At 70.5% G+C, this 24453-nt stretch carries 29 protein-coding genes; 26 read left to right on the top strand and 3 right to left on the bottom strand.

Annotated features, from left to right (window positions below):
* The first annotated feature begins 95 nt into the window (after positions 1 to 95).
* The 7 genes from MKK54_RS18910 to MKK54_RS18880 all read left to right on the top strand — a co-directional run bounded on the left by MKK54_RS18910 (position 96) and on the right by MKK54_RS18880 (position 5660).
* Positions 96 to 1343 carry a flagellar hook protein FlgE gene (locus MKK54_RS18910; protein ID WP_244013047.1) on the top strand — a complete coding sequence of 416 codons (1248 nt, stop codon included), beginning with the start codon at positions 96 to 98 and terminating at the stop codon, positions 1341 to 1343.
* 100 nt (positions 1344 to 1443) lie between these two features.
* Positions 1444 to 2916, top strand: a complete 1473-nt coding sequence (gene flgK, locus MKK54_RS18905; protein WP_244013045.1) for a flagellar hook-associated protein FlgK — start codon at positions 1444 to 1446, stop codon at positions 2914 to 2916.
* A gap of 5 nt (positions 2917 to 2921) precedes the next feature.
* On the top strand, positions 2922 to 3968 hold the full coding sequence (locus MKK54_RS18900) for a flagellar hook-associated family protein (protein ID WP_244013043.1): 1047 nt from the start codon (positions 2922 to 2924) through the stop codon (positions 3966 to 3968).
* A gap of 120 nt (positions 3969 to 4088) precedes the next feature.
* The gene (gene flaF, locus MKK54_RS18895; RefSeq protein WP_244013041.1) at positions 4089 to 4436 is read left to right on the top strand and encodes a flagellar biosynthesis regulator FlaF; all 348 of its coding nucleotides are present in this window, start codon (positions 4089 to 4091) and stop codon (positions 4434 to 4436) included.
* Between the two features lie 44 nt (positions 4437 to 4480).
* On the top strand, positions 4481 to 4918 hold the full coding sequence (locus MKK54_RS18890) for a flagellar biosynthesis repressor FlbT (protein WP_244013245.1): 438 nt from the start codon (positions 4481 to 4483) through the stop codon (positions 4916 to 4918).
* Entirely contained in the window at positions 4915 to 5334 is a 420-nt protein-coding gene (gene flgD / locus MKK54_RS18885) for a flagellar hook assembly protein FlgD (RefSeq protein WP_244013039.1), read from the top strand. The genes MKK54_RS18890 and flgD overlap by 4 nt, the downstream gene beginning before the upstream one ends.
* Positions 5335 to 5393: 59 nt before the next feature.
* A complete protein-coding gene (locus MKK54_RS18880; protein ID WP_238279917.1) occupies positions 5394 to 5660 on the top strand; it encodes a flagellar biosynthetic protein FliQ in 267 nt (88 codons plus the stop codon).
* Positions 5661 to 5681: 21 nt separating this feature from the next.
* On the opposite strand, the gene MKK54_RS18875 is transcribed toward MKK54_RS18880, so the two are convergent.
* Positions 5682 to 5951: a hypothetical protein gene (locus MKK54_RS18875; RefSeq protein ID WP_244013037.1), complete on the bottom strand. Its 270-nt coding sequence runs from the start codon at positions 5949 to 5951 to the stop codon at positions 5682 to 5684.
* 148 nt (positions 5952 to 6099) lie between these two features.
* Positions 6100 to 6327 carry a hypothetical protein gene (locus MKK54_RS18870; RefSeq protein ID WP_244013034.1) on the bottom strand — a complete coding sequence of 76 codons (228 nt, stop codon included), beginning with the start codon at positions 6325 to 6327 and terminating at the stop codon, positions 6100 to 6102.
* A 244-nt stretch (positions 6328 to 6571) separates the two neighbouring features.
* On the opposite strand from MKK54_RS18870, the gene flhA reads away from it, so the two are divergent.
* The 6 genes from flhA to MKK54_RS18840 all read left to right on the top strand — a co-directional run bounded on the left by flhA (position 6572) and on the right by MKK54_RS18840 (position 11279).
* On the top strand, positions 6572 to 8653 hold the full coding sequence (flhA, locus tag MKK54_RS18865; RefSeq protein WP_244013031.1) for a flagellar biosynthesis protein FlhA: 2082 nt from the start codon (positions 6572 to 6574) through the stop codon (positions 8651 to 8653).
* A 2-nt stretch (positions 8654 to 8655) separates the two neighbouring features.
* Positions 8656 to 9423, top strand: coding sequence for a flagellar biosynthesis protein FliR (gene fliR / locus MKK54_RS18860; protein WP_244013029.1), 768 nt, complete (start codon positions 8656 to 8658; stop codon positions 9421 to 9423).
* Between the two features lie 4 nt (positions 9424 to 9427).
* Entirely contained in the window at positions 9428 to 9829 is a 402-nt protein-coding gene (locus MKK54_RS18855) for a hypothetical protein (RefSeq protein ID WP_244013027.1), read from the top strand.
* Between the two features lie 172 nt (positions 9830 to 10001).
* Positions 10002 to 10478: a rod-binding protein gene (locus MKK54_RS18850; RefSeq protein ID WP_244013025.1), complete on the top strand. Its 477-nt coding sequence runs from the start codon at positions 10002 to 10004 to the stop codon at positions 10476 to 10478.
* Between the two features lie 9 nt (positions 10479 to 10487).
* Complete coding sequence (locus MKK54_RS18845) at positions 10488 to 10817, top strand: flagellar protein FlgN (RefSeq protein WP_244013023.1); 330 nt, start codon at positions 10488 to 10490, stop codon at positions 10815 to 10817.
* 15 nt (positions 10818 to 10832) lie between these two features.
* Positions 10833 to 11279 carry a hypothetical protein gene (locus tag MKK54_RS18840; RefSeq protein ID WP_244013021.1) on the top strand — a complete coding sequence of 149 codons (447 nt, stop codon included), beginning with the start codon at positions 10833 to 10835 and terminating at the stop codon, positions 11277 to 11279.
* A gap of 49 nt (positions 11280 to 11328) precedes the next feature.
* Here MKK54_RS18840 and MKK54_RS18835 read toward each other — a convergent pair whose 3' ends face one another.
* Positions 11329 to 14058, bottom strand: coding sequence for a heparinase II/III family protein (locus MKK54_RS18835; protein WP_244013019.1), 2730 nt, complete (start codon positions 14056 to 14058; stop codon positions 11329 to 11331).
* Positions 14059 to 14293: 235 nt separating this feature from the next.
* Between MKK54_RS18835 and flgB the strand changes: the two genes are divergently transcribed.
* The 13 genes from flgB (at position 14294) to MKK54_RS18770 (ending at position 24451) form a co-directional block, all read left to right on the top strand.
* On the top strand, positions 14294 to 14683 hold the full coding sequence (gene flgB, locus MKK54_RS18830; RefSeq protein ID WP_244013017.1) for a flagellar basal body rod protein FlgB: 390 nt from the start codon (positions 14294 to 14296) through the stop codon (positions 14681 to 14683).
* Positions 14683 to 15099 carry a flagellar basal body rod protein FlgC gene (gene flgC, locus MKK54_RS18825; RefSeq protein WP_244013015.1) on the top strand — a complete coding sequence of 139 codons (417 nt, stop codon included), beginning with the start codon at positions 14683 to 14685 and terminating at the stop codon, positions 15097 to 15099. Before flgB ends, flgC begins: the two co-directional genes overlap by 1 nt.
* 10 nt (positions 15100 to 15109) lie before the next feature.
* Positions 15110 to 15454, top strand: coding sequence for a flagellar hook-basal body complex protein FliE (locus MKK54_RS18820; protein ID WP_244013013.1), 345 nt, complete (start codon positions 15110 to 15112; stop codon positions 15452 to 15454).
* A 19-nt stretch (positions 15455 to 15473) separates the two neighbouring features.
* Positions 15474 to 16262, top strand: a complete 789-nt coding sequence (flgG, locus tag MKK54_RS18815) for a flagellar basal-body rod protein FlgG (protein ID WP_244013010.1) — start codon at positions 15474 to 15476, stop codon at positions 16260 to 16262.
* Positions 16263 to 16394: 132 nt separating this feature from the next.
* Entirely contained in the window at positions 16395 to 16865 is a 471-nt protein-coding gene (gene flgA / locus MKK54_RS18810) for a flagellar basal body P-ring formation chaperone FlgA (RefSeq protein WP_409564209.1), read from the top strand.
* On the top strand, positions 16865 to 17980 hold the full coding sequence (gene flgI, locus MKK54_RS18805) for a flagellar basal body P-ring protein FlgI (RefSeq protein ID WP_244013008.1): 1116 nt from the start codon (positions 16865 to 16867) through the stop codon (positions 17978 to 17980). The genes flgA and flgI overlap by 1 nt, the downstream gene beginning before the upstream one ends.
* Positions 17977 to 18816, top strand: coding sequence for a MotE family protein (locus tag MKK54_RS24795; protein ID WP_244013006.1), 840 nt, complete (start codon positions 17977 to 17979; stop codon positions 18814 to 18816). The genes flgI and MKK54_RS24795 overlap by 4 nt, the downstream gene beginning before the upstream one ends.
* Entirely contained in the window at positions 18816 to 19550 is a 735-nt protein-coding gene (flgH, locus tag MKK54_RS18795; protein ID WP_244013004.1) for a flagellar basal body L-ring protein FlgH, read from the top strand. Before MKK54_RS24795 ends, flgH begins: the two co-directional genes overlap by 1 nt.
* Positions 19551 to 19719: 169 nt before the next feature.
* Positions 19720 to 20211 carry a flagellar basal body-associated protein FliL gene (fliL, locus tag MKK54_RS18790; RefSeq protein ID WP_244013002.1) on the top strand — a complete coding sequence of 164 codons (492 nt, stop codon included), beginning with the start codon at positions 19720 to 19722 and terminating at the stop codon, positions 20209 to 20211.
* Positions 20212 to 20234: 23 nt separating this feature from the next.
* Complete coding sequence (gene fliP / locus MKK54_RS18785) at positions 20235 to 21017, top strand: flagellar type III secretion system pore protein FliP (protein WP_244013000.1); 783 nt, start codon at positions 20235 to 20237, stop codon at positions 21015 to 21017.
* A gap of 234 nt (positions 21018 to 21251) precedes the next feature.
* On the top strand, positions 21252 to 21923 hold the full coding sequence (locus MKK54_RS18780) for a nucleoside deaminase (protein WP_244012998.1): 672 nt from the start codon (positions 21252 to 21254) through the stop codon (positions 21921 to 21923).
* Between the two features lie 159 nt (positions 21924 to 22082).
* Positions 22083 to 23780 (top strand): flagellar basal-body MS-ring/collar protein FliF, encoded by a 1698-nt coding sequence (gene fliF, locus MKK54_RS18775; RefSeq protein ID WP_244012996.1) that lies wholly within the window; start codon positions 22083 to 22085, stop codon positions 23778 to 23780.
* Positions 23780 to 24451, top strand: coding sequence for a hypothetical protein (locus MKK54_RS18770; protein WP_244012994.1), 672 nt, complete (start codon positions 23780 to 23782; stop codon positions 24449 to 24451). Before fliF ends, MKK54_RS18770 begins: the two co-directional genes overlap by 1 nt.
* Positions 24452 to 24453 lie beyond the last annotated feature (2 nt).

Here is a 24453-nt window from a genome sequence, read left to right as displayed (position 1 = left end):
CGTCGCGCCGGCCCAAGCCCCGCGCAAGCCTGCCTTCCTTTAGTCTCCGCCAAACGCTCGCGCCGCGCCGCGAACCATCCCCTCGAGGTGACCTCATGAGTCTCATCAGCGTCCTGCGCACCGGCGTCTCCGGTATGAACGCGCAGTCCAACCGCATCTCCACCGTTGCCGAGAACGTGCAGAATTCCAGCACCACCGGCTACAAGCGCAACTCGGCCGAGTTCTCGTCGCTGCTCCTCGATAACAACACCGACAACGCCTACAATTCCGGCGCCGTGGAGACCACGATCCGCCGCGCCATCAGCGAGCGCGGCTCGATCAACTCCACCACCTCCAAGACGGACCTTGCCATCCAGGGCAACGGCTTCTTCATCGTGCAGGACGAGAACAAGGCGTCGCTCCTGACCCGCGCCGGCAACTTCGTCGTCGACGGTCAGACGGGCAACCTCGTCAATTCGGGCGGCTTCACGCTGATGGGCTTCGACGTCCTGAACGGCGAGGCGAGCCCCACCGTGAACGGCACGGACGGCATGGTGCCGGTCAACATGGCCGGCCTCAGCATGCGCGCCACGCCCTCGACCACGGGCACCATCGCGGGCAACCTGTCCGCCGACACCGCCGACCTGACCGGGACCCTCTCGCCGACCAACTTTTCGAAGAAGACCTCCATCGTCACCTTCGACAAGCTCGGCAACAGCGTCACCCTCGACGTCTATCTCGGCAAGGTTCCGGCCTCCACGGTCGCTCCGGTCGTCCCCGAGAACACCTGGAGCGCCAGCGTCTACGCGCCCGACGGCACCGCCCTGACCAGCCCGGCCCTGACCCTCGCCTTCGACGCCAACGGCAAGATCCCGAGCACCGCCGCGGCGGGCGCCCGGGCGAGCTTCACGATTCCGGGCGGCGAGGCGTTCACCCTCGACATGAGCGGCGCGACCCAGCTCGCCGGAAGCTACGACATCAAGGGTTCGGCCAACGGCAAGGCGCCCTCGTCGGTCACCGGCACCGAGTTCAGTGCGGACGGGACCGTCTACGCCACCTATGCGGACGGCACCCGGCTCGCCGCCTTCAAGGTGCCGCTCGCCGACGTGAAGAGCCCGGACAACCTCGATCCGCGGGCCGGAAACGTCTTCCGCACCAACATCGAGTCCGGCGACATCCAGATCGGCTTCTCCGGCTCGGGCAGCTTCGGCACGCTGAAATCCAGCGCCCTGGAGGCCTCCAACGTCGATGTCAGCTCCGAACTGACCACGATGATCGAGTCGCAGACCGTCTACACCGCCAATTCGAAGGTGTTCATGACCGGCAACGAACTGCTCGAAACCCTGATGAACCTGAAGCGCTAGGGGCCGCCGCGCCTCCGCGCGGGTCCCCCGTTCCTTCCCGTCGTCCCGAGAGGGACGGCGGGCCGCGCCCCTCGCACGCTCGCTCTCCAGGACACACCCGATGGGCCTCGGCCTCGCCCTCAACTCAGCCCGCACCTCCCTGCTCGCAACCTCGACGCAGATCGCGATCGCGGCGCGCAACACCGCCGGCGCGAGCGATCCGTTCTACACCCGCAAGATCGCCAACCTCGTGGCGGCCGGCGGCGGCAGCGCGGTCTCGATCCAGCGGGCCACCGACACGGCCCTGTTCGACCGCAAGCTCGCCGGGACCTCCTCGGTGGCGGCGAGCGAGGCGGTGCTCGACGGCCTCACGACCCTGCAGGGCACCATCGGTGACACCAGCGACGACACCTCGCCGGCCGCCCGGCTCGGCGCCCTCAACGCGGCCCTGCAACTGGCGGCCAACAAGCCCGACGACGCGGCCCTCGCGCGCACCGCGGTGGACCGGGCGCGCGAACTGGCCTCCAGCCTGAATGCCGGGGCGACCACCGTTCAGACCGTCCGCACCCAGGCGGATGCCGGCCTCGCCGACTCGGTCTCGCGGATCAACGACCTCCTGTCGCAATTCGAGGCCGCCAACCGCATCGTCACCAGCGGCACGGGCGCGGGCGCCGACGTCACCGACGCCCTCGACGACCGCGACCGCATCCTCGCCGGCCTGTCGCAGGAGATCGGGATCTCCACCGTGGTCCGCTCGGGCAACGACGTCGCGATCTACACCGACAGCGGCGTTCCCCTGTTCGAGCGCACCGCCCGGCGCGTCACCTTCGCGCCCACCGGCGCCTTCACGGCCGGAACGACGGGCGCCTCCGTGATGGTCGACGGCGTGCCGGTGACCGGCGCGGATTCGCCGATGCCGGTGCGCTCGGGCCGGATCGCGGGCCTCTCGGAACTGCGCGACGGGGTCGCGGTCCGCTACGAATCCCAGCTCGACGGCATCGCCAACGGCCTCATCGACGCCTTCGCGGAGACCGGGACCGACACCCTCGGCAACACGATCCGGGCGGCGGGCCTGTTCACGGCCGGCACGGGCGCCCCGGTTCCGAACGGCACTACCTCGGCGCAGGGCGGGCTGGCGGCCAAGATCCGGGTCAACGCCTCCGTCGATCCGCAGCAGGGCGGTGACGCGAGCCTCCTGCGCGACGGCGGGATCGCCGGCACGGCGTACCGGGCGAACCCGTCGCCCACCACCAACACGGCATTCCCCGATCGCCTTCGCGCCCTGGCCTCGGCCCTGGCGGCGGACCGACCCTTCGACCCGTCCTCCGATCTGGCGAGCCGCACGAACCTGCAGGACTTCGCCACGGCCTCGACGAGCTGGCTCTCGGCCAAGCGCCAGGCCGCGACCACGGAATCCACCTACCAGTCCACGCTCCTCGCCCGGGCGTCGGACGCCTACTCGAACGCCACCGGCGTCAACACCGACGACGAGACCGCGACGACCCTCGAGCTCGAACGGTCCTACACCGCCTCGGCCAAGCTGCTGACGGTGGTCAACGACCTCCTGAAAACCCTGATGGACGCGGTGCGATAGACGTCATGAGGACCAACGCCCTTTCCACCCTGAGTTTCTGGAACACGCCGCGCACGGGGGTCGCCCGCATGCAGGCCGACATCGCGACGGCCAACCAGGAGCTCGTCACCGGCCGCTACGCGGATGTCGGGCTGGCGCTCGGCAGCCGCACCGGGCTCGCCGTGGACCTGCGGCAGAAGACGGCCGAACTCGCCGCCCTGCGCGACAGCAACGACACCGCCACCTTGCGCCTGAGCACGACCCAGGCCGCCCTCAAGCAGATGCAGGACACGGCGGACACCACCCTGAAATCCCTCACCGGCGTCCCCGAGGACAAGCGGGCCGGCGTGCTGAAGGACATGGCGGCGGCCCAGCTCGCCTCGCTCACCGGCCTTCTCAACACCTCGGCGGCGGGCCAGTTCGTGTTCGGCGGCACCAACACGGCGAACGCGCCGATGAAGGCCTATGCGACCACGCCGGCCTCGGCGGCCAAGGCCGCGACCGATGCCGCCTTCCTCGGCGCCTTCGGGGTCTCGCAGGACAGCGCCGGCGCCAGCGCGATCTCGGCCGGCGACATGTCGAGCTTCCTCGACGGGAGCTTCGCGAGCCTGTTCGACGACAGCGCCTGGGACGCCAACTGGTCCGATGCGGGCAGCGCGCCGCTGACCAGCCGGATTTCCCTGAGCGAGACCGTGCAGACCTCCGCCAGCGCCAACGCGCCGGCCCTGCGCAAGCTCGCCATGGCCTACGTCATGGCCTCCGACCTCGGGACCGCGAACCTCTCGGCGGCGGCCCAGACCGTCGTCACCGAGCGGGTCGCGACCCTCCTGGGCGAGGCGAGCAAGGGGCTCGTCACGCTCCAGGCCGATCTCGGCCGCTCGCAGGCCGCGATCACCAGCGCCAACACCCGGTTGGACGCGCAGAAGACCCTGCTCACCAGTCAGGTCGGGCAGATGGAGGGGGTGGACACGGCCGAGGCCAAGACCCGCGTCGACCGCCTCTCGACCCAGGTCCAGATCTCCTACGCGCTGACCGCCCAGCTGCGCCAGCTGAGCCTGGTCTCCTATCTCTGACGGCGCCGCCATCCAAGAACCCGGCCGCGGGAGCCCCTCCGGGGCAGGCTCCCGCGGCCCCATCGGCCCGGACCGGCGCCCTCGGCGCGGCGGGCCGCGGATACACGGGACAGGACCCACATGTACCAGTTCTCCTACGCCGAAATCCTGGAGGAGGCCCCCGCCATCGGGCGCGAGCGCGAGCGCGCGGCCTTCGACCGGGCGATCGACCTCCTGCGCATCGCCGACCGGCCGGACGCCGAGCAGACCGACCGCGCCACGGCGGCCGGCTTCCTCCAGAGCCTGTGGGGCGTGCTGATCGACGACCTCCAGAGCGAGGAGAACGCCCTGCCGCCGGACCTGCGCTCCGATCTCGTCTCGATCGGCCTCTGGAGCATGCACGAGGCCAATGCGGTGATCGCGGCGCCGGAGCGGGACCTCTCCGCCCTGATCGCGGTCAACAGCTCCATCCGGGACGGCCTGCGGTGAGCCGACCGCTGCGCCTGTCCCTGCGCGCCGGCGAGCGCGTCTACATGAATGGCGCGGTCCTGCGCGTCGACCGGAAGGTCTCCCTCGAGCTTCTGAACGATGCCAGCTTCCTGCTCGAGACCCACGTCCTGCAGGCCGAGGCCGCGACGACGCCCCTGCGCCAGCTCTACTTCGCGGCCCAGACGATCCTGATCGAGCCCGCCAACGCGGAGCGCGCCCGCGACCTCTTCCGCACCCTGCGGGACGGCATCCTCGCCGCCGTCGCCGACCCGGCGATCCGAGACGGGGTCGCGGAGGCCGGGCAGCTCGTCGAGGCGGGCCGCCTGATCGAGGCCCTCAAACTGATTCGGGGCCTCTACCGGACCGAGGCCGCGCTTCTCGCCGCGCCGGCGGGCGAGGCCGCGCCGATTCCCGCCTCCGAGAGCCGGACATCCCCGATCCAACCGGCCCCAGCGCCATCACACGAGGAGGCCCGCCGATGAGCGTCGCCAGCGTCACCAGCACGGCCACGTCCCAGACCGCCACCACCGCCGCCGCGACCAAGACCGCGACGGGCATCGCCGCCTCGATGAACGCGGACACGTTCCTCACGCTGCTGATGACGCAGCTGAAGAACCAGGACCCGACGAAGCCGATGGATTCCACCGCCTATGTCAGCGAGCTCGCCACCTTCTCGCAGGTGGAGCAGGCGACGAAGACCAACACCAAGCTCGATTCCCTGCTGTCCTCGAGCTTCCTCTCCCAGGCCGACCAGATCATCGGCCGCACCATCACGTCCGCCGACGGCACCACCTCCGGCGAGGTCCAGTCGGTGAAGATCACCAGCGAGGGCGCGCTCGCCCGCCTCACCAGCGGCCAGGACGTGCTGCTCACCGAGGGCATTTCGCTGTCGCAGTGACGGGCGGCTTTGGTGAGACGGCCCCGACGCGCAACCCTCAGGACAAGGCTGCTTCCCGGATGAACGAGGTCGATGCCCTCGAACTCGTGCGCGCCGCGATCTGGACCGTGATCGTCGCGGCCGGTCCCGCCATCGGCGCCGCCATGCTGGTCGGCATCGCCGTGGCGCTGCTCCAGGCGCTGACCCAGATCCAGGAGGTGACGCTCACCTTCGTGCCGAAGATCGTGGTGATCCTGCTGGTGCTCCTCGTCACCAGTTCGTTCATCGGAGCGCAGATCTATACCTTCGCCGAGGCCACCTACGGCCGCATCGTCACGGGATTCTGAGCGGGACCCTGCCCGGCGGGCTCAGCGCGCCGACGAGGTGTGCTGTCCGGACTTCTTCTGGCGCCGGTAGGCATTGATGGCCTGGGCACAGGGCGGCGAGAGCTTCCGGATATTGGCCTTGAAGCAGGCCTCGACCTCCGGGCCGCCGGGGGGGTGCATGCTGCAATGCTCCAGGTAGTCGCCGGTGCAGGACAGTTTGAGGAGTTCGCGGATCGGCGTGGGCTCGGCGCTCGCGGCCGCCGGAACGAGGAGCGCGCCGAGGGCGAGGAGGGCGATGCGGAGATCGGGCATGGGAGCATCGAGCATGGGAACGCGGGTACCTTCGAATCGTGAGGATGGGAGAATCGAGACGACGAAAACGTCCTGGTAACGCCGAGGTGGCGCTTCTCGATGCACGGAGTCGAGGCCTCGCGCGAAGAGGCGCGTGGATGGAGCCGGTTCAGGACCCGGAGACGGGGAACCGGTAGAAGACTCCGTTCGACTCGTCCAAGATTTCGACCACCCAGTTCCGGGTCGCGTCCCGGCTGGATGCGGCGGTGCGGCGGCAGGCACCGGCGAGACGGTCGGCGATCTGTATGGCCTCGGCGAGCAGGCGGGTCTCGAGCGCGTCCGGCGCCCGCCAGATCATGGCCCGCGCCGAGCGGATCTGCAGGCGAAACTCGGACATCGGGGCCTCGACGAAGGATCGCTTCGTTCGTATCGGATCGTGGACGACGCGGTTTTTACGGAACCGGTCGAGTCGGGACAAGCGCGCGGTCTTGCTCTCCTGTCCCGCTCGATTGCCCATGCGTCCCGTTTTTCGCTGTCGCGCCGGTCAGCCGGCGGCGTGCGCCTCGCCGCGTCCACGCGACCCTCGCGCAAGCTTGAGGCGCGACAAGCCCCCGTTGATTCACGGGGGTTGAGCATCCGCCATGGCGGCAAGCGATACGATCGTCCTAGAGCGTCGGTCCCAGCGGGACATCGGGTTCGCGGCGGGCATCGTCGCCATCCTGGCGATCCTGTTCCTGCCCGTGCCGGCGATCCTGCTCGATGTCGGGCTCGCCTTCTCGATCGCCCTGTCGGTGCTGATCCTGATGGTGGCGCTCTGGATCAAGAAGCCGCTCGAATTCTCGGCCTTTCCCACCGTGCTCCTCATCGCGACGCTGCTGCGCCTCGCGCTCGGCATCGCCACCACCCGGTTGATCCTGGCCAACGGCCAGCACGGCGTGGCGGCGGCCGGGCACGTCATCCAGGGCTTCTCGCAATTCGTGATGAGCGGCGACTTCGTCATCGGCATCGTGGTCTTCCTGATCCTGATCACGGTGAACTTCCTCGTCATCACCAAGGGCGCCACCCGCATCGCCGAGGTGGGCGCGCGCTTCACCCTCGACGCGATCCCCGGCAAGCAGATGGCGATCGACGCCGATCTCAACGCGGGTCTGATCGACGACAAGGAGGCCCAGCACCGCCGCCGCGAGCTGGAGGAGGAGAGCGCCTTCTTCGGCTCCATGGACGGCGCCTCGAAATTCGTGCGCGGCGAGGCCATCGCCTCGCTCATCACCATCGCCGTCAACGTCTTCGGCGGCATCATCATCGGCACCACCCGCCACGGCATGCCGCTCGGCCAAGCGGCCGACGTGTTCACCAAGCTCTCGGTGGGGGACGGCCTCGTCTCGCAGATCCCGGCGCTGATCGTCTCCCTCGCCGCCGGCCTCCTGGTCTCGAAGGGCGGCACGCGCGGCACGGCCGAGCAGGCGGTGATGGGGCAGCTCGGCGCCTATCCTCGCGCCCTCTGGGTCGCCTCGGCCCTGATGTTCATGTTCGCCCTGGTGCCGGGCCTGCCCTTCGTGCCCTTCATGGTGCTCTCCGGGCTGATGGCCTTCACCGCCTACGCGATTCCCAGGAAGCTCGCCGCGCAGAAGGCGATCGTGGATGCCAAGGCGATCGCCGACGAGGAGAAGAAGCAGGTCGCGGTGCGCGAATCCGTCAAGGAGTCGCTGAAGACGCCGGAGATCGAGCTCTGCCTCGGGCGTCAGGTCTCGGCGCAGCTCCAGGGCGCCCAGTCGGAACTGTCGCACCGGGTCGCCAAGATGCGCCGCAAGTTCGCGCGCCAGTACGGATTCGTGGTGCCCGACATCAAGCTCACGGACAGCCTCGCCGTGCCGCCGAAATGCTACCAGATCCTCATCCACGGCACCGTGGTGGCGACCCAGGAACTGCGCCCCGGCGAACTCCTCGTGGTGGTCGGCGACGGCCCCGTGCCGGACGTGCCGAGCGACGAGGTGCGCGAGCCGGCCTTCGGCATGAAGGCGCGCTGGGTGCTCGACGCCTATGCGGGCGAGGTCCGGCGCGGCGGCTTCGAGCCCATCGACGGGTCCTCCGTGCTGCTGACCCACCTCTCGGAGGTGATCCGCAACAACCTGCCCACCCTCCTGTCCTACAAGGACATGCGCAACCTGCTCGACCGGCTCGACCCCGAGTACAAGCGCCTGCTCGACGAGATCTGTCCCTCGCAGATCTCCTATTCGGGGTTGCAGGCGGTGCTGAAGCTCCTGCTCTCCGAGCGGGTCTCGATCCGCAACCTGCACCTCATCCTGGAGGCGGTGGCCGAGATCACCCCGCATGCGCGCCGGGCCGAGCAGATCGCCGAGCATGTCCGCATGCGCATCGCCCAGCAGATCTGCGGGGATCTCGCCGAAAACGGCGTGCTCGCGGTGTTGCGTTTGGGGAGCGCCTGGGACCTGTCGTTCCACCAGAGCCTGAAGCGCGACGGCAAGGGCGAGGTCATCGAGTTCGACATCGACCCGCGCCTCGTGGAGCAGTTCGGCACGGAAGCCTCGGAGGCGATCCGCAAGCAGATGCGCGAGACCCGCGCCTTCGCCCTCGTCACCGCGCCGGACGCGCGCCCCTACGTGCGCATGATCATCGAGCGGCTCTACCCGACGCTGGCCGTGCTCTCGCATCTCGAGATCGCGCGGGGCGTCGAGATCCGCTCCCTCGGCACGATCTCGTAGCCGTGCTGGCGGCCGCGAATCTCCTGGGCCCGGACAGCTTCCTGGGCGTCTTCCTGATCTTCTGCCGGGTCGGTGCCTGCCTTCTCGTGGTGCCGGGCTTTTCCAGCCCGCGCGTGCCCGCCCAGGTCCGCCTCCTGATCTCGCTCGCCGTCTCGCTGGCGCTCACCCCGCTGCTGCTGCCCCTGTTCCAGGGCAAGCTCGCGGCTGAAAGTCCCGGGTCGATGCTGCGCTGGATCGTCACCGAGAGCCTGACCGGCCTCGTCCTCGGCTTCCTCGGCCGCATCTTCTACGTGGTGCTGGAGACGGTGGTGAACGCCGCCGTCACCATGGTGGGCTTCGGGGGCATGCCGGGTTCGGTGGCCGAGGGCATGGACCCCGTGCCCGCCGTCGAGGCGATGATCATGATGGCGGCCGCCGCCCTGCTGTTCGCCGCCGACCTGCACTGGGAGCTGTTCCGCGGGCTGATCGATTCCTACGCGCGCATCCCGCCCGGCGAGGGCATCGGCTCGCAGGCCGCCCTGGTGCGCATCGTCGATCAGGTCACGACCGCCTTCGTGCTGGGCCTGCGCATCACCTCGCCCTTCCTCGTCTACGCGGTGGCGGTGAACCTCGCCGCGGGCTTCATCAACAAGCTCGTGCCGCAGATCCCGGTCTACTTCATCGCCACGCCGTTCATCATGGCGGGGGGGCTGCTCCTGCTCTACGCCATCACCAACGAGTTCATGATGCAGTTCGTCATGGGCTATTTCGACTACCTGCGCCGGGGCTGAGCCGATGACGACGCGCCTCCGGCTCATGCGCGCGCAGCGCCTGCTCAAGGTCCAGGAGCAGATGCGGAATCTGGCCGAGCGCGACCTCGCCGACACGCGCGCCAAGGCCGCCAAGGTCGAGACCGACCGGGCCGCCATGCTGGCGACCTTGGCCGGCGAGACCATGCACGGCCTGTTCCTCGATGCCGCCGCGCGCCGCCTGCGGGCTCTCGCCGGCGAGGCCACCGAGCTCGCCGCCACCGCCGTCCGGCAGACGGCGACGGTGCAGGCGCGCGGCCTCGCCGAGAAGCGGGCCGAGCGCCAGGCGGAGGGCCTCGTGAGACTGCGCGCCCACGAGCGCGAGCAGGCCGACATGCTGGAACAGCTCGACCTCATGGTCGCGCGGGCCGGGACGAGGCAGGACTGACCGGCCCGGGGACGACGCAAGCCTCCCGAAAGCCACGCCCGCTAAGAGTGCCTCACAAAACTCCCGACCACCGTCGGTCCTCACCGAGGGCACGGCGCCGCAGCGGGAGTTTCGTGAGAGACACTAAGCCTGCCCGACACTCGGCCTCTCGAACTCGTCCGAAGCGCTTGCCATGAGCATCTCGCCCCCCACCGACATCGTCCTCGACGTGGCCCGCGCCGCCGATCCGGCGCGCGCGCAGGAGGCCGCCGCCAAGCTGTCGGCGCCGGGCGCCGATCCGGCGGCGTTCGGGGACGCCTACCGCATGGCCGGCGCGTCCGTGCACATGCCGCTCGACGCGCGCGGAACCCTCACGGCGATGCAATCCGACAACGCGGTCTCGGGCGCCGGCAAGGCGGGCGACCCCTACAAGCAGTTCGAGGCCTTCGTGCTGCGTCAGTTCGTCGAGACGATGATGCCCTCCAAATCCAACGCCGTGTTCGGCAAGGGCAATGCCGGCGGCATCTGGAAATCGATGCTGGCCGATCAGGTCGGCACCCAGGTGGCCAAGGCCGGCGGGCTCGGCATCGCGAAGATGCTGGAGGCGGCGCGTCCGCTGCACCCGCCGGCGGCGAGCGTCGCCCCGGCCACCAAGACCTCCGAAACCTGAGGGCGCCCCATGCTGATCGCATCCCTGAAGCGGCTCGAAGCCACCGTGGCGGCGGAGACGGAGGCGCTGCTCGCCCATCGCCCGGTCGATCAGGAGGCGGTGAACCGGCGCAAGAGCCAGAGCCTGCTCGAACTCACCCGCCTGACCCGCGACCTCGACCCGCGCCAGCTCGAGGCGCCGGTGCTCGACCAGCTCCTGCGCCTGCGCGGCGTCCTGGAGCGCAACCAGGACGTCGTCGGCCTGCACCTGCGCGCCGTCGAGGAAATTTCGGGGATCGTGGCGGATTCGATCCGCGAGGCGGAATCCGACGGGACCTATTCCGGCCATGTCCGACGCTGAGGATCACGAGCCGCCATGCGCATCCTGATCACCGGCCTGTGGATCTGCGGCCTCACCATCCTGTCCTGCTACGGCGCGGTGACCTGGGGTGCGGGGCTGTTCGCCAAGAAGGAGGAGCCCTACCTCGAAGGTCTGCAATACCAGAAGCTGCCGCCCATCAACGTTCCGGTGGTCGTCGACGGAAAGGTGCAGGGCTACATCGTCGCCGTGCTGGTCTTCACCGCCGATGCGCGGCTGATGCACACGCTCTCGGTGCCACCGAACGCCTTCGTGGTCGACGAGACCTTCCGACAGATCTACACGGACCCGGCGATCGATTTCAAACGCCTGTCCCGCTACAACGTCACCCAGCGCCTCGCCGAGATCCGCAAACAGGTCAACGTCCGCCTCGGCTCGGACGTAGTGAAGGACGTGCTGGTGGAAGAGTTCAACTTCGTCGCCAAGCGCGAGGTGCGCTCCTGAAGGCGGGGGACCTGATACCGTCTCCGCTTCGATCAAGCGGCGACGGATGTCAGGCCTCGGCCAGCAGCCGCGCGAGCGCATCCTCGGCCAGCAGGGCGGTCAGCCGCCGGTCGGCATCCGCATCGGCCGCGAGGGCGAGGCCGCCGCAGACGACGCTTCCCGCGCCCGTGCTCGCGAAGGCGTAGCGCAGCGCGTTCGTCGGCTGGAGGCCGCCCGCCGGGGCGCAGACGAAGCCCCGCAGGCCGCCCGGATGGGCGTTGCAGCCGTTCTGGATCGTCAGCCCGGCGCTGCGTCCGCTCACCGTCACCGGCGAGAGCGAGAGGCGCGCGCGGCCCGACTGCGCCATCGCCCGGCGCGGGCCGGCGAGCGCCAGCAGGATCTCGGGCGAGAGGTGGACCGTGCCCTCGAAGCCGACCGGCCCGGATTCCACGGCGAAGCGGTCGAGCACGGCGAGGCCCGAGAGATCGTCGAGCACGAGGAAGACCCGTCGGTGCGCGATGTCCGGCCCGTGCACCTGCGTGGCGAGGCGGTGGACGCTCGCGCCGATCAGACGGGTCGCCCCGAGATACGCGGCCGGGCCGCCCGCCGCCCCCCGCTGGTCGGGCACGGCCACGTTGTGCCCGGCCTCCGAGAGCAGGTGGTGGCGCGCCGCCCCGGTCTCGACCTGACCCGAACCGCCCGCCTCGACGACCCAGCGCACGCCCTCGCAGGCATAGACGAAGGAGCCCGCGTCGCGGTGGCCCGGTCCCTGGCCCTGGCTCGCGAAGGTGCAGGCGAAGTGCCCCCAGCCCCGTCCCGGCGCGTCGTGGCGCAGGGCGATCATGCCCGCCGCCGGGTCGACGCGCCCGCTGAGCGGTTCCGCCGGGGCCTCGGGCCGGCTCGGCCGCTCGCGCCGGGGTCGCGCCTGGCCGGACCACCGCTCGGCCACGAGGGCTCGGCTCGCGCCCGCGCCGAGCCGGCCGATCCAGCCGGCCTCGTCCTCGCCGTGGGGCGTGTCGCCGAAGGGCGGCAGCCGGCCGGCCGGGTCGAGGAGGCCCGAGACCCGAGGCAGCCCCGCCGCCAGCGCCCCGTCGAGCCGGGTCTTCACCGCCGCCTGGGTTTCGTCCTCGGGGTCGAGGCCGAGGCTCAGCGCGCGCAGCAGGGTGAGCAGTTCGAGGCGCTGATGCGGGGAGGGGTCGAAGAAGCGCCCGTCCGCGTCGATGAGGCGGGCGACACCGGATTCCAGGGCGCCGCGGGCCAGCGCCAGCCAATGCGCGGCGAGCGGCAGCAGCGGGAGGGCGCGGGCCACCAGCATCAGGGTCGCGGCCGCCTGGACCTGATGGATCGAGCGGCCGAAGGTGTTCTGGCCGACGATCTCGGCCAGGGCGAAGCCGTGCCGCACCGCCTCGCCCGTCAGGGTGAGGGAGGCCGGGCCGCCGGGCTTGCCCGCCCGGGCCAGGAGCCGCACGAAGCTCTCGGTGCGCGCGCTCAGCGCCGCCGGATGCAGGGCGAGCCCGTCCGCCGGTGCCCCCCAGGGATTGGCGCGCGACCAAGATAGGGCGAGGTTCAGGGCCGTCGTGCCGCCGCCCGGCGCCTCCGCGATCGCGCCGAGCCAGGAGAGCGACTGGTATTCGAGCCGCCAGGGCACCGAGCGGAACGGGTCCTCGGTCCAGTCCGGGGTCTCGGGCAGGGTCCAGGCCGGGGCCGATCCGAGGGTCAGGGTTCGGTCGAGGCCGGCCGCGCGGTGGCTCTGGCCGCGCTGGATCGCGCGGGCCCGCGCGAGCACCGCCGGGAGGACCGCCACGGCGTCCGGCTGAGGGCACCAGCCCGCGAAGGCGGCGCCGGGGAGCGACAGCCGCTCGGCCAGCCGGGCGAGGAAGTCCGTCGCATCGAGGAGATCGTCGGCGCACAGGCTCTGCAGCCGCATCCGATCCTCGAGGGCGATTTCGGGCAGGCCGAGGAGTTCGACCTCCGGGCCGCCGGATTCCCAGATTGCGAAGCCGACCGACACCCGCGCGGCGCCGGCCGGAGGCTGGAGCTCCAGGGTGAAGCGGCGGGCCTGCTGATGGGTCGAGAGGTCGATGAGCGCGCCCAGCGCCGGCACCGAGATGGTTCCGGGATAGGGCGGCGGCAGGATCTCGCCCTGCCGATCCCGGTAGACGATGCGCGCGAGGGCCGCGTGGGCGCTCGGGGTCGGCGTGTGGAGCTGCCCGCGCAGCACGAGGCCGCAACCGGGCACCAGGGCCTGTTCGACCCACGTCGCCTCGGGACCGAGCCGGTGCCGGAGGCGCGGAATCTCGGCGGGCGAGGGGGGGGCCTCCGCGCCCTGCGTGAGCGTGACCTCGGACACTGCGAAGGTCCGGCTGTTGCGCCAGGAGCGGATCGTCACGGTGATCCGGCTCGCCGGTGCCGGCACCCGGAAGGCGAGGTGGACGACACCCACGCGCGTCCCGCGCGTCTCGGCCGGCAGGTGGGTGGGGCCGACGATCCAGGCGCCGTGGGGATCGAGCAGCGTCCGGTCGAGGCCCGGCACGTGGTCGAAATCGAGGCTGGAGCCATCCTCCGACAGGAAGTCGATCCCCGCCAGGGCGAAGTCGAGGGCGGATCCGGCGGTCTCCTCCGCATCCCAGGCGAGGCGGAAGCGCAAGCCGCACCACGCCTCCGGCGTCAGGCCGGCGAAGGGCAGCACCACCCGCGACCAGCGGTTCTTGGCCGGGACGAGATGCTCGCTCTCGCCGGGGCCGATACCGGCCCCGGCCGCATAGCGGGCCGCGTCGGGGAAGAGAATCCGCGCGCTCATGTCCGCCTCGCGGAAGGGGCGGCCCCGGTCTGCGGCGAGGGATCGGACATCGGCTGTGTTTGACGCGTGTTCTCGGAACGGAGGGCGGCTCTCGGACCGGAGCGCGGCCGCCCGATCAATGAGGGGGCGAGGCCATGCCCTGTCAAGCTGGCCGTCGCTCCGCGAGCCCCGTCAGCTTCGGACAAGATTGGCTCCCTAAAGCCTCGAACATGAAAGATCGGGACCGGAGCCGGCCGTGACAGGCGTCTACCTCTTCGACCTGGCCTCGCAGCAGGCCCGCTACCTCGCGGTGCGGCAAGCGACGATCGCCAGCAACGTCGCGAACGCCAACACGCCCGGCTACAAGGCGCGGGACGTGGCGCCGTTCTCCGAGGTGATGGCGCGCACCAGCGCCTCCATGGGCATGACCATGACGGAGCAGGCCCACGTCACCGCGGGCGAGAACCGCATCCCGACGAAGCCGGTCTCGGCCGCCGAGGCCTGGGACCAGCTCTCGACCTCGAGCTCGGTCAGCCTGGAGCAGGAGATGCTCAAGGCCGGCGAGGTCAGCAGCCAGCACAACCTCAACATGGGCATCACCAAGGCCTTCGACCGGATGCTCAAAGCCGCCCTGAGGGGCAGCTGATGATCGATCCGCTCGCCGCCTCGACCCGGCTCGCCAGCGCCGGCATGGAGGCGCAGTCCCTGCGCCTGCGCATCGCCGCCGAGAACGTCGCCAACGCGCAATCCGTCGGGGACGGGCCGGGCGCCGACCCCTATGCCCGCAAGACCGTGACGTTCCGGGCGGCGCTGGACCGCGCCGCCGGCGGGACCTCGGTCCGGCTCCAGAAGATCGGCACCGACGAGGCGCCGTTCCGCATCGAGCGCGACCCCGGCAACCCGGCGGCCGATGCCGACGGCAACGTGAAGATGCCCAACGTCAACGTGTTGCTGGAGATGGCCGACATCCGCGAGGCCAACCGCTCCTTCGAAGCCAACGTGCAGGTGATCAAGCAGGCTCGCGCCATGGTCGCCAGCGTCATCGACCTCCTGCGAACCTGAGACGAACGCGATGATCGAAGCCCTCACCTCGCTCGCCGCCTTCGACCGGGCCGCCGGCATCACCCGCACGGACGCGGCCGCACCGCTGGCCCGCACCAGCATCCCCGTGATGCCGGCGGCCGGCAGCGCCGGCGCCGGCACCGATTTCGGCGAGGTCATGGCCCAGCTCGCCACCGGCCTGCGCACCTCCCTGCGCACCGGCGAGGCCACCGCCATCTCGGGCATCCAGGGCAAGGCCACGACCCAGCAGGTCGTCGAGGCCGTGATGGATGCCGAGCAGAGCCTGCAGACGGCCATCGCGGTCCGGGACAAGGTGGTCGCCGCCTATCTCGAACTCAGCCGCATGCCGATCTAGAAGATAGGAACCCGCCGACATGAGAGCGCTCGCCATCGCGGCCACGGGCATGAACGCCCAGCAGATGAACCTCGAGGTCATCGCCAACAACATCGCCAACCTGAACACCACCGGGTTCAAGGGCGCGCGGGCCGAGTTCACCGACCTGCTCTACCAGGCCGAGCGCCAGCAGGGCGCCCCGAACCAGGCCGGCCAGGAGCCGGTGCCCGAGGGGGCGATGCTGGGCCTCGGCGTGCGCACCGCCGCGATCCGCAACCTGCACCGCCAGGGGCCGCTCGCCCAGACCTCGAACCAGCTCGACCTGGCGGTGAACGGACGCGGCTACTTCCAGATCACCAGCCCCTCGGGCGAGATCAACTACACCCGCGCGGGCGCGTTCAACCGCAGCAGCACGGGCCAGATCGTGACGCTCGAAGGCTACGCCCTCGATCCCGCGATCCTCATCCCGACGGGCGCCGTCGACGTGACCATCAACCAGTCGGGCCAGGTCTTCGCCAAGATCGACGGGCAGGTCGCGCAACAGAACCTCGGACAGATCACCATCGCGAACTTCGCCAATGATTCCGGCCTGGAGCCCCTGGGCAACGGGCTCTACCGCGAGACCCCGGCCTCGGGCGCGGCGGTGACGGGCGTGCCGGGCGATCCGAGCTTCGGCAAGCTCCAGCAGGGCTACCTCGAGAGCTCGAACGTCGATCCCGTCAAGGAGATCACCAACATGATCACGGCCCAGCGCGCCTTCGAGATGAACTCGAAGGTGATCCAGGCCGCCGACGAGATGGCCGGCACGGTCTCGAAGGGCATCCGCTAGGCACAAGTCCGTTCCGGCGCCGCCGGCGCCTGATTCCGACCCCTCCACATTCGCGCGGCGACGGCGGGCTCCGGCCCGCCGCCGGAGCCGCCGGTCGCCCGTCCGGGCCTCCATCAAGGGCGCAAGCACGTCATGGGTTTTCCCAGCTTCACCGGGCACATCGCGGCCCTCGGCCTCGGCCTCGCGCTCGGCCTTGGGTCCGCGCGGGCCGAGGACCTGATGCTGCCGGTGCCGACGGTGACGATCTATCCCGGCGACACGATCAAGGAATCGATGCTGCGGATGCAGGCCTATCCCGAGACCTTCCGGGCGCGCACCGCCGTCGTCGACGCGCCGATGGCCATCGCGGGGCGCATCGCGCGGCGCATGCTGCTGCCGGGCGAGCCCGTTCCGGTGAACGCCGTCGACGATCCGCGCCTCGTCAGCCGGGGCACGCCGACGCAGATCGTGTTCGAGGAGCACGGCCTCCTCATCACCGCAGTCGGGGCGCCGCTCCAGAACGGCGGCCTCGGCGACGTCATCCGCGTGCGCAACACCGACACCAACCGCATCGTCCTCGGCACCGTGATGGCCGACGGCCGAATCCGGACCGGGGACCGCTGATGCGCCGCCTCCTGGCGACATTCCCGGCACTGGTCGCGGCCGTGCTCCTCGCGCTGCCGACGCCCGCCCAGGCCGGCACCCGGATCAAGGACATCGCCACCCTGAAGGGCGTGCGTGACAACCAGCTCGTGGGCTACGGCCTCGTCACCGGCCTTCAGGGCACCGGCGATACGCTGCGCAACGCGCAGTTCACCGAGCAATCCCTGCAATCGATGCTCGACCGCATGGGCATCAACGTGCGCGACGCCCGCCTGCGCACCCGCAACGTCGCCGCCGTGATGGTGACCGCCGACCTGCCGCCCTATACCGGCACCGGCTCGCGCATCGACGTGACCGTGACCTCGCTCGGCGACGCCACCTCCCTCAAGGGCGGCACCCTGCTGATGACGCCCCTGATGGGCGGCGACAGCCTGACCTACGCCGCCGCGCAGGGGCCGCTCGCGGTCTCGGGCTTCGTCGTCGGCGGCCAAGCCGAGAGCGTGACGCAGGGCGTGCCCACGGCCGGCCGCATCCCCAACGGCGCCCTGATCGAGCGCGAGGTCCCGGGCACCTTCCGCGACCTGCCCGAACTCGTCTTCGAGCTGAAGAACCCCGACTTCAAGACCGCCACGATGGTGGCCGACGCCATCAACGCCTACGCGCTGGCCCGCTTCGGCCGCCGCGTCGCCGCCCCGCGCGACCAGCGCGCCATCGCGCTGATGCGGCCGAGCAACATCGCCCAGACCCGCTTCGTCGCCGAGGTCGGCGACCTCACGGTCAATCCCGACACGCCGGCCCGGGTCGTCGTCGACCAGCGCACCGGCACGGTGGTGATCGGCCGCAACGTCCAGATCTCCACGGTGGCGGTGACCCACGGCAACCTCACCGTGCGGGTGACGGAAGCCCCCGAGGTCTCCCAGCCCGCGCCCTTCTCGAACGGCCAGACCGCCGTGGTCCCGCGCACCGAGGTCTCGGTCAACGAGCAGTCGGGCCGCATGGCGATCATCGGCGGCTCCGACCTCCAGACGCTGGTGCGCGGCCTCAACAATGTCGGCCTGAAGCCCAGCGACATCATCTCCATCCTCCAGGCGGTGAAGACCTCCGGAGCCCTCCAGGCGGAGCTCGTGGTGCAATGAGCGTCCCCTCGATGGCGCGGAGCGGCGCGCGCGACATGGCCCGGCTCGTGGTCCGGCGGCCGCCCCTCGGCGGGCCCGCCCCGTGGCTCCCCCTCATGGCCCTGCGCGTCCTCCTGTTCCTGGGGCTCCTGGCCGCGGCGACCCTCTGGCTCGGTCCGGCCCGCGCCGTCGAGGGCGTCAAGCCGACCGTCTCGGGGGCGCCCGTCTCGGGCATGAATCCCGGCCCGCTTCCCAAGGCCGCCGCGAAGCCCGCCGCGTCGAAGCTGTCCGTGGCCGCCAAGCCCGTCGACAAGCCCGTCGACAAGGCCCTCGACAGGCCCGCCGAGACGGCGGTCGCGGCCGAGCCGCGCGCCGAGATGGCAAAGCCCGCCGAGCCGGTGCAGGTGGCCGACGTCAAGGCGCCCGAGCCGGCGCCCGAGCCCGTCAAGCCTGCGCCCAAGCCCTCCGCCTATTGCGCCAGCATCGCGGATGCCGCCGCCGATGCGCGCTTCGCCTGGCAGAAGGAGCAGCTCGCCGCCCTGGAGCGCCAGGTCGAGGAGCGCATCGCCAAGCTCGAGGCCAAGCGCGCCGAATACGAGAGCTGGCTCGCCCGCCGCAACGAGTTCCTGGCCAAGGCCGACGACGGCGTGGTGGCGATCTACACCAAGATGCGGGCGGATGCCGCCGCGCTGCAACTCGCCAACATGCCGGGCGACGCGGCGGCCGCGATCCTGACCAAGCTCAACGCCCGCACCGCGAGCGCGATCCTGAGCGAGATGGAGGCCGCGCGCGCCGCGCAGTTGGCCCGGGCGATGACCGAACTGGGCAAGAAAGCCCGCGAGAGCGAGAAATCCTGATGCGCGATCTCCTGACGTCGGCCTCCGGCCCCGCGCGCGCCGGCCTTCTCCTGGCCCTCCTCGCCCCGGCGCTGGCCGCCTGCAATTCCTCCCTCGACCGCATGGGCCAGCCGCCGCTCCTGACGCCGATCGGCACCGGGTTGCAGCCGCCGCGCGAGGCGCTGCCCACCACCTACGGCTCGCTGGGGCGGCGCAGCTACCACTCGACCTGGGCCCCCGGCAGCGCCGAGATCTTCCAGGACCCGCGCGCCCGCAACGTCGGCGACGTCGTCACGGTGTCGATCCTCATCGACGACAAGGCGCAGTTCGGCAATTCGAGCGACCGTTCCCGCAGCCAGAAATCGAGCCTCGGCTTCGACTTCGGCTACGGCGTCTCGGGCCTGAAGGACGCTGCCACCGCCGATGCGGGCATCCGCTCGGGCACCGAGACCAAGGGGGCGGGCAACATCGACCGCTCGGAGGTCCTGCGCCTGTCGGTCGCCGCCATCGTCACCGAGCAGATGCCCAACGGCAACGTCGTCATCAGCGGCTCGCAGGAGGTGCGGGTGAACAACGAGGTCCGCGTGCTCACCGTCGCGGGCATCGTGCGGCCGCGCGACATCTCGCGCAAGAACACCATCGATTACGACAAGATCGCCGAGGCGCGCGTCTCGTATGGCGGGCGCGGCCGCATCACCGACGTGCAGGGGCCGAGCCTCGGCCAGCAGGTCTTCGAGACCCTGGCGCCGTTCTGATCCTGTCTCCGCTCGATCGAAGCGGAGACAGGATCGCTCAGCCCGCGCGGCGCCGGAGCGAAGCCCGGATCCGCCATCTCCAGATCCGCCATCCCCAGATCCACCATCCCGAAGGGATCGACCGGATTTGGCATGACGCCGCCCCGAACCGATCAGCAGGACGCGACCCATGGCCGCCAAGGACGACAAGACGGAGCCGAAGAAGGGGGGCAAGGGCTGGATCGCGGCCCTCGCGCTCACCAGCCTGGTGGCCATCGGCACCGGCGGCGGCCTCGGGATGTACCTTCTCTCCACCGTCGAGAAGGCCGTGGACGTCAAGAAGAAGGACGAGGAGGACAAGGCCGTGAAGGTGTTGAAATACACCGGCGACCTCGCGCTCCGCAGCGTCGGTTCGGTGGTGACCAACCTCGCCGACGCCAACGACGCCTGGGTCCGCCTCGAATCCTCCGTGGTGTTCAAGACCGGCACCGTGCCGAACCCCGACGTGGCGCTCGCCGAGATCCGCGCCGACATCCTGGCCTACCTGCGCACCGTCACGATGAAGCAGATCGAGGGCGCCAGCGGCCTCTTGCACCTGCGCGAAGACCTCAACGAGCGCGTCGCCCTGCGCACGAAGGGGCAGGTGAACGAGCTGATCGTCGAGATGCTGGTGGTGCAGTAGGGCGCGGAGCCGACGGAACCCCGATGAAACCGTTCACCACCCTGGCGCTCCCCGTCGCCGCTGCCCTGGCCGCCACCCTGGCCGCCGGCCTCGCCCTCACCGGGCCGGCGCTCGCGCAATCGGCCACGGGGCTGCCCGCCCTCGACGCGCTGCTGCCGGCCGGCAACGGGGCGGCGAGCGGGCGCATCCTGCAGCTCGTGGCGCTGCTCACCGTGCTCTCGCTGGCGCCGGGCCTGCTCGTGATGGTGACGAGCTTCACGCGCTTCGCCATCGCCTTCTCCTTCCTGCGCTCGGGTCTCGGCCTCCAGAGCACGCCGGCCAACATCTTCCTCGTCAGCCTGTCGCTGTTCATGACGTTCTACGTCATGGCGCCGACCTTCGACCGGGCCTGGAACGAGGGCCTGAAACCGCTCACCGAGAACCGCATCTCCGAGGAGGAGGCGATTCCGAAGCTCGTCGAGCCGTTCCGGGAGTTCATGACGACCCACGTGCGCCCGAAGGATCTCCAGACCTTCACGGATCTGGCGAGCCGCAACATCCCCAAGGCCGAGGGCGGTGAGAAGATCGACCTGCGCATCCTGATCCCGGCCTTCATGATCTCGGAACTGCGCCGCGGCTTCGAGATCGGCTTCCTGATCGCGCTGCCCTTCCTCGTCATCGACATGATCGTGTCGACCATCATCATGTCGATGGGCATGATGATGCTGCCCCCCACCGTGATCTCGCTGCCGTTCAAGGTGTTGTTCTTCATCCTCATCGACGGCTGGAACATGCTGGTCGGCGGGTTGGTGCGGTCCTTTTTCTAAGATCCCGTCCGGATCGCTCGCACCATCATGAATCATTTCGCGTCGACATCGGACGAAGTCCGAGGGCCTCGTGTCATGAGATGGAAATGATGTTGTCCGATGCGCGGGAACGTTGATCGTTTCGGCTTCTCGGATCGTCGGGACTATGTATCGTGTCTTCGCACGATATATTTGTGGAGAGCTTGAATGTTTCGATCCTGTTCCTGCTCGGCCGAACATTCCGGCGATTGTACGATGCCGGGTGTTCTGGGCCGGCGCGCCTTTCTGGCGAGCGCCGTCGGGGTCGGCATGTCGATGGCCGTGGCGCCGGGGGCCGTCGCGCAGGCGGCCCCGGTCCCAGCCGGCAAGAAGGCGTTCATGGAGGAGGCGACACGGCTCGCGATCGAGTCCGTCGAGAAGGGGTGGGGCGGCCCGTTCGGAGCGGTGATCGTGAAGGACGGGGAGATCATCGGGCGCGGCCAGAACCGTGTCCTGCTGACCGGCATCCCGGTCTTCCATGCGGAGATCACCGCCATCATGGATGCCTCCGCCCGGCTGAACCCGAAGGCCCTGCTCGGCAGCGAGTACGGCGCCGGGACGATCCTGGAGATGATCCCGCGCGAGCCCGGCTCCCCGGACCCCGTGACCGAGCGGGCCAGGATGCTGAAGGGCTGCGAGATCTACATCAACGGCGCGCCGTGCCCGATGTGCATGAGCGCCATCTACTGGTCGCGCATCGATCACGTCTACTTCGCCGCCAGCCTCAAGGACACGAGCAAGATCGGCTTCGACGACGCGTTCCAGTACGAGGATTTCGCCAAGCCCTGGGATCAGCGCCGCATCCGGGTCAGTGAGAATTTCGAGCGCGAGACCGGGCTGAAGGCCTACGAGGCCTGGATGAACAAGACGGACCGCCACCCGTATTGAGGCGCGCGCCGCGCCCGACAACGTCCGGGTGCGGTCGGCCGGTGGGCCGCCGGCTCTCGGACATCGCGGCGCGCCCGCACGGCGGCGCAACCTTCGCGCAAGGCTGGCGGGTGAGAGGACCGTATCGGATCGCGGATCCGAAGCGGAGCAGCCCACCGAATGTCCGGTCTCCAACACGCCGAACGGCTCTGGAACAACATCCTCGCGCTGGGCGGGCGGCGCATCGCCGCCCTGTCGCTCATCGGCGTGGTGGTCTTCCTCGCCGTCGGCCTCGGCGCCTACTACCTGAGCCGTCCGGCCCAGGAGCCGCTCTATACGGGTCTCAGCCGCGAGGATGTCGGGCGCATCGGCAGCGTGCTGAAGGACGCCAACATCCCCTTCGACGTCAGCGCCGACGGCGCCGCCGTGCTCGTCGCCTACGGCCACACCGCCCAGGCCCGCATGCTGCTCGCCGAGAAGGGCCTGCCGCAGAGCGCCAAGTCCGGCTACGAGCTGTTCAACGATCTCGGGTCGCTCGGCATGACCTCGTTCATGCAGGAGGTGACCCGCGTCCGCGCCCTGGAGGGCGAGATCGCCCGCACCATCCAGGGCATGAAGGGCGTCAAGGCCGCCCGCGTCCACATCGTGCTGCCCGATAGGGGGTCGTTCCGCCGCGACCAGCAGCCGCCCTCGGCCTCCGTGGTCGTGCGCACCGAGCCCGCCGACGACGTCAGCGGCGCCCAGTCGATCCGCCACCTCGTCGCCTCCGCCGTGCCCGGCATGAAGCCCGACCGCGTCACCGTGATCGGTTCGGACGGCTCGCTCCTGCTCTCGGGCGACGACGCGGCGGCCGTGCCCACCGGCAAGATGGCGACCCTGGAGAAGACCATCGGCCACGAGGTCCAGGACAACATCCGCCGGACCCTGACGCCCTATCTCGGCGTCGGCAATTTCGAGGTCAGCGTCGCCGCCCGCCTCAACACCGACAAGACGGTCCAGAACGAGACCATCTTCAACCCCGACCAGCGCGTCGAGCGCTCGACCCGCGCCGTGCGCGAGACCGAGAACTCGCAGAACCGCAACGCCGCGCAGCGCCCGACCTCCGCGCAAGGGAACCTGCCCGAGCAGCGCGCCCGCTCGGACGGCAACGACTCGGCCAGCAACGAGACCCAGAAGCGCGAGGACCTCACCAATTACGAGATCTCCTCGAAGACCATCCAGACCGTCAGCGACGGCTACAACATCAAGCAGATCTCGGTGGCCGTCCTCGTCAACCGCGCCCGCCTCGCGGCTCTGGCCGGGCCCGACGCGAGCAAGGCCGCCATCGACGCCCAGGTCGCCGAGATCGAGCAACTCGTCGGCTCGGCCGCCGGCTTCAACAAGGATCGCGGCGACAACGTGAAGGTCGCCGCCGTGGGCTTCGTCAACGACGGCCAGCCCCTGGAGCCGGTGGCGCCGCTCAGCCTGACCGACGTGCTGATGCGCCAGTCCGCCACCCTGATCAACGCGGGCACCATCCTGCTGGTGGCCGGCCTGCTGATCTGGTTCGGCCTGCGTCCGGCGATGCGCGCCATCCTGGAGATTCCGGCCGCGCAGCAGGAGGAGGCGCGCGCCCTCGCGGCGGCCGCCGAAGCGCAGGCCCTGGCCGCGAGCGCGCCGAACGCGGCGCTCGCCGCTCCCGCCGCGTCGGGACAGGTGGTCGGGGCCAATGGCGACGTGCCGAGCCTCGCCGCCCCGAACCCGGTCGCCAGCATGATCGAAGACCTCACCGAGAAGCTGAACCGCTCGCCGCAGAAGAGACTGGAGCAGATGATCGAGACCGACGAGGCCCAGGCCGCCGAGATCCTGAAGCGCTGGCTCCTGCGTGAGGCCGCGTGATGGCCCCCGCGATCGCCCGCCTCCTGCCCGACTTTTCCGACGACGTGGCCCCGGCCCGCGCCGCTCCGGCCGCCCGGCCCGGCCTGCGCGCCACGGACGGCCTCGCCGCCTTCCTGCGCAAGCCGGCCGCACCCGCCGAGGCGCCCGAGGATCGCGAGGCCCTGCTGCGCGCCGCCGAGGCGCGTGGCTGGGAGCGCGGGCGCGAGACGGGCCGGGCCGAGGCCGGTGCCGAGACCGCATCGGTGCTCGCCTGCATGCAGGCCGATCACGACGCCCGCCTCGTCGAGATGCGCCAGGCCTGGTGCGCCGAGGAGGGCGACCGCCTCGCCGCCGGCTTCGCCGAGGCGCTCCAGGCCCTCGGGACCGGGCTCACCGACCGGGTCGGCCATCTCCTCGTGCCGGTCCTGACCGAGGCGCTGCGGCGCCGGGCCGTGGACGAGCTCGCCCAGAGCCTCGCCCGCATCCTGGGGGATGCCCGCGCGCCCGTGCGGGTGAGCGGCCCAGCCGATCTCCTCGATGCGGTGGCGGGCAAGCTCGGGCCCTTCGAGGCCTCCGTGGATTTCGTGGCCGCCGACGGCCCGGACGTCGCGGTGCAGGCCGACCAGACCGTGATCGAGACCCAGCTCGGCGCCTGGGGCCGGCTGATGACCGACGCCGTGCGGGGAGCCTGAGC

The organism is Methylobacterium sp. J-068 (genome assembly GCF_022829445.1).
Lineage (GTDB): Bacteria > Pseudomonadota > Alphaproteobacteria > Rhizobiales > Beijerinckiaceae > Methylobacterium.
The sequence above is the reverse complement of the archived record's forward strand: the minus strand, read 5'-3'. Positions and strand labels throughout refer to the sequence as shown.

Coding starts and splice junctions, on each gene's coding strand:
- MKK54_RS18910 (WP_244013047.1), top strand. CDS start 96: ATGAGTCTCATCAGCGTCCTGCGCACCGGCGTCTCCGGTATGAACGCG.
- MKK54_RS18770 (WP_244012994.1), top strand. CDS start 23,780: ATGGCCCCCGCGATCGCCCGCCTCCTGCCCGACTTTTCCGACGACGTG.
- MKK54_RS18840 (WP_244013021.1), top strand. CDS start 10,833: ATGCGCATCCTGATCACCGGCCTGTGGATCTGCGGCCTCACCATCCTG.
- flgK (WP_244013045.1), top strand. CDS start 1,444: ATGGGCCTCGGCCTCGCCCTCAACTCAGCCCGCACCTCCCTGCTCGCA.
- flgD (WP_244013039.1), top strand. CDS start 4,915: ATGAGCGTCGCCAGCGTCACCAGCACGGCCACGTCCCAGACCGCCACC.
- MKK54_RS18780 (WP_244012998.1), top strand. CDS start 21,252: ATGCCGGGTGTTCTGGGCCGGCGCGCCTTTCTGGCGAGCGCCGTCGGG.
- flaF (WP_244013041.1), top strand. CDS start 4,089: ATGTACCAGTTCTCCTACGCCGAAATCCTGGAGGAGGCCCCCGCCATC.
- fliL (WP_244013002.1), top strand. CDS start 19,720: ATGGCCGCCAAGGACGACAAGACGGAGCCGAAGAAGGGGGGCAAGGGC.
- MKK54_RS18855 (WP_244013027.1), top strand. CDS start 9,428: ATGACGACGCGCCTCCGGCTCATGCGCGCGCAGCGCCTGCTCAAGGTC.
- flhA (WP_244013031.1), top strand. CDS start 6,572: ATGGCGGCAAGCGATACGATCGTCCTAGAGCGTCGGTCCCAGCGGGAC.
- MKK54_RS18880 (WP_238279917.1), top strand. CDS start 5,394: ATGAACGAGGTCGATGCCCTCGAACTCGTGCGCGCCGCGATCTGGACC.
- flgI (WP_244013008.1), top strand. CDS start 16,865: ATGCGCCGCCTCCTGGCGACATTCCCGGCACTGGTCGCGGCCGTGCTC.
- MKK54_RS18870 (WP_244013034.1), bottom strand. CDS start 6,327: ATGTCCGAGTTTCGCCTGCAGATCCGCTCGGCGCGGGCCATGATCTGG.
- fliP (WP_244013000.1), top strand. CDS start 20,235: ATGAAACCGTTCACCACCCTGGCGCTCCCCGTCGCCGCTGCCCTGGCC.
- fliF (WP_244012996.1), top strand. CDS start 22,083: ATGTCCGGTCTCCAACACGCCGAACGGCTCTGGAACAACATCCTCGCG.
- flgG (WP_244013010.1), top strand. CDS start 15,474: ATGAGAGCGCTCGCCATCGCGGCCACGGGCATGAACGCCCAGCAGATG.
- flgA (WP_409564209.1), top strand. CDS start 16,395: ATGGGTTTTCCCAGCTTCACCGGGCACATCGCGGCCCTCGGCCTCGGC.
- MKK54_RS18820 (WP_244013013.1), top strand. CDS start 15,110: ATGATCGAAGCCCTCACCTCGCTCGCCGCCTTCGACCGGGCCGCCGGC.
- MKK54_RS18845 (WP_244013023.1), top strand. CDS start 10,488: ATGCTGATCGCATCCCTGAAGCGGCTCGAAGCCACCGTGGCGGCGGAG.
- MKK54_RS18850 (WP_244013025.1), top strand. CDS start 10,002: ATGAGCATCTCGCCCCCCACCGACATCGTCCTCGACGTGGCCCGCGCC.
- flgC (WP_244013015.1), top strand. CDS start 14,683: ATGATCGATCCGCTCGCCGCCTCGACCCGGCTCGCCAGCGCCGGCATG.
- MKK54_RS18890 (WP_244013245.1), top strand. CDS start 4,481: ATGAATGGCGCGGTCCTGCGCGTCGACCGGAAGGTCTCCCTCGAGCTT.
- MKK54_RS18875 (WP_244013037.1), bottom strand. CDS start 5,951: ATGCCCGATCTCCGCATCGCCCTCCTCGCCCTCGGCGCGCTCCTCGTT.
- MKK54_RS24795 (WP_244013006.1), top strand. CDS start 17,977: ATGAGCGTCCCCTCGATGGCGCGGAGCGGCGCGCGCGACATGGCCCGG.
- MKK54_RS18835 (WP_244013019.1), bottom strand. CDS start 14,058: ATGAGCGCGCGGATTCTCTTCCCCGACGCGGCCCGCTATGCGGCCGGG.
- MKK54_RS18900 (WP_244013043.1), top strand. CDS start 2,922: ATGAGGACCAACGCCCTTTCCACCCTGAGTTTCTGGAACACGCCGCGC.
- flgH (WP_244013004.1), top strand. CDS start 18,816: ATGCGCGATCTCCTGACGTCGGCCTCCGGCCCCGCGCGCGCCGGCCTT.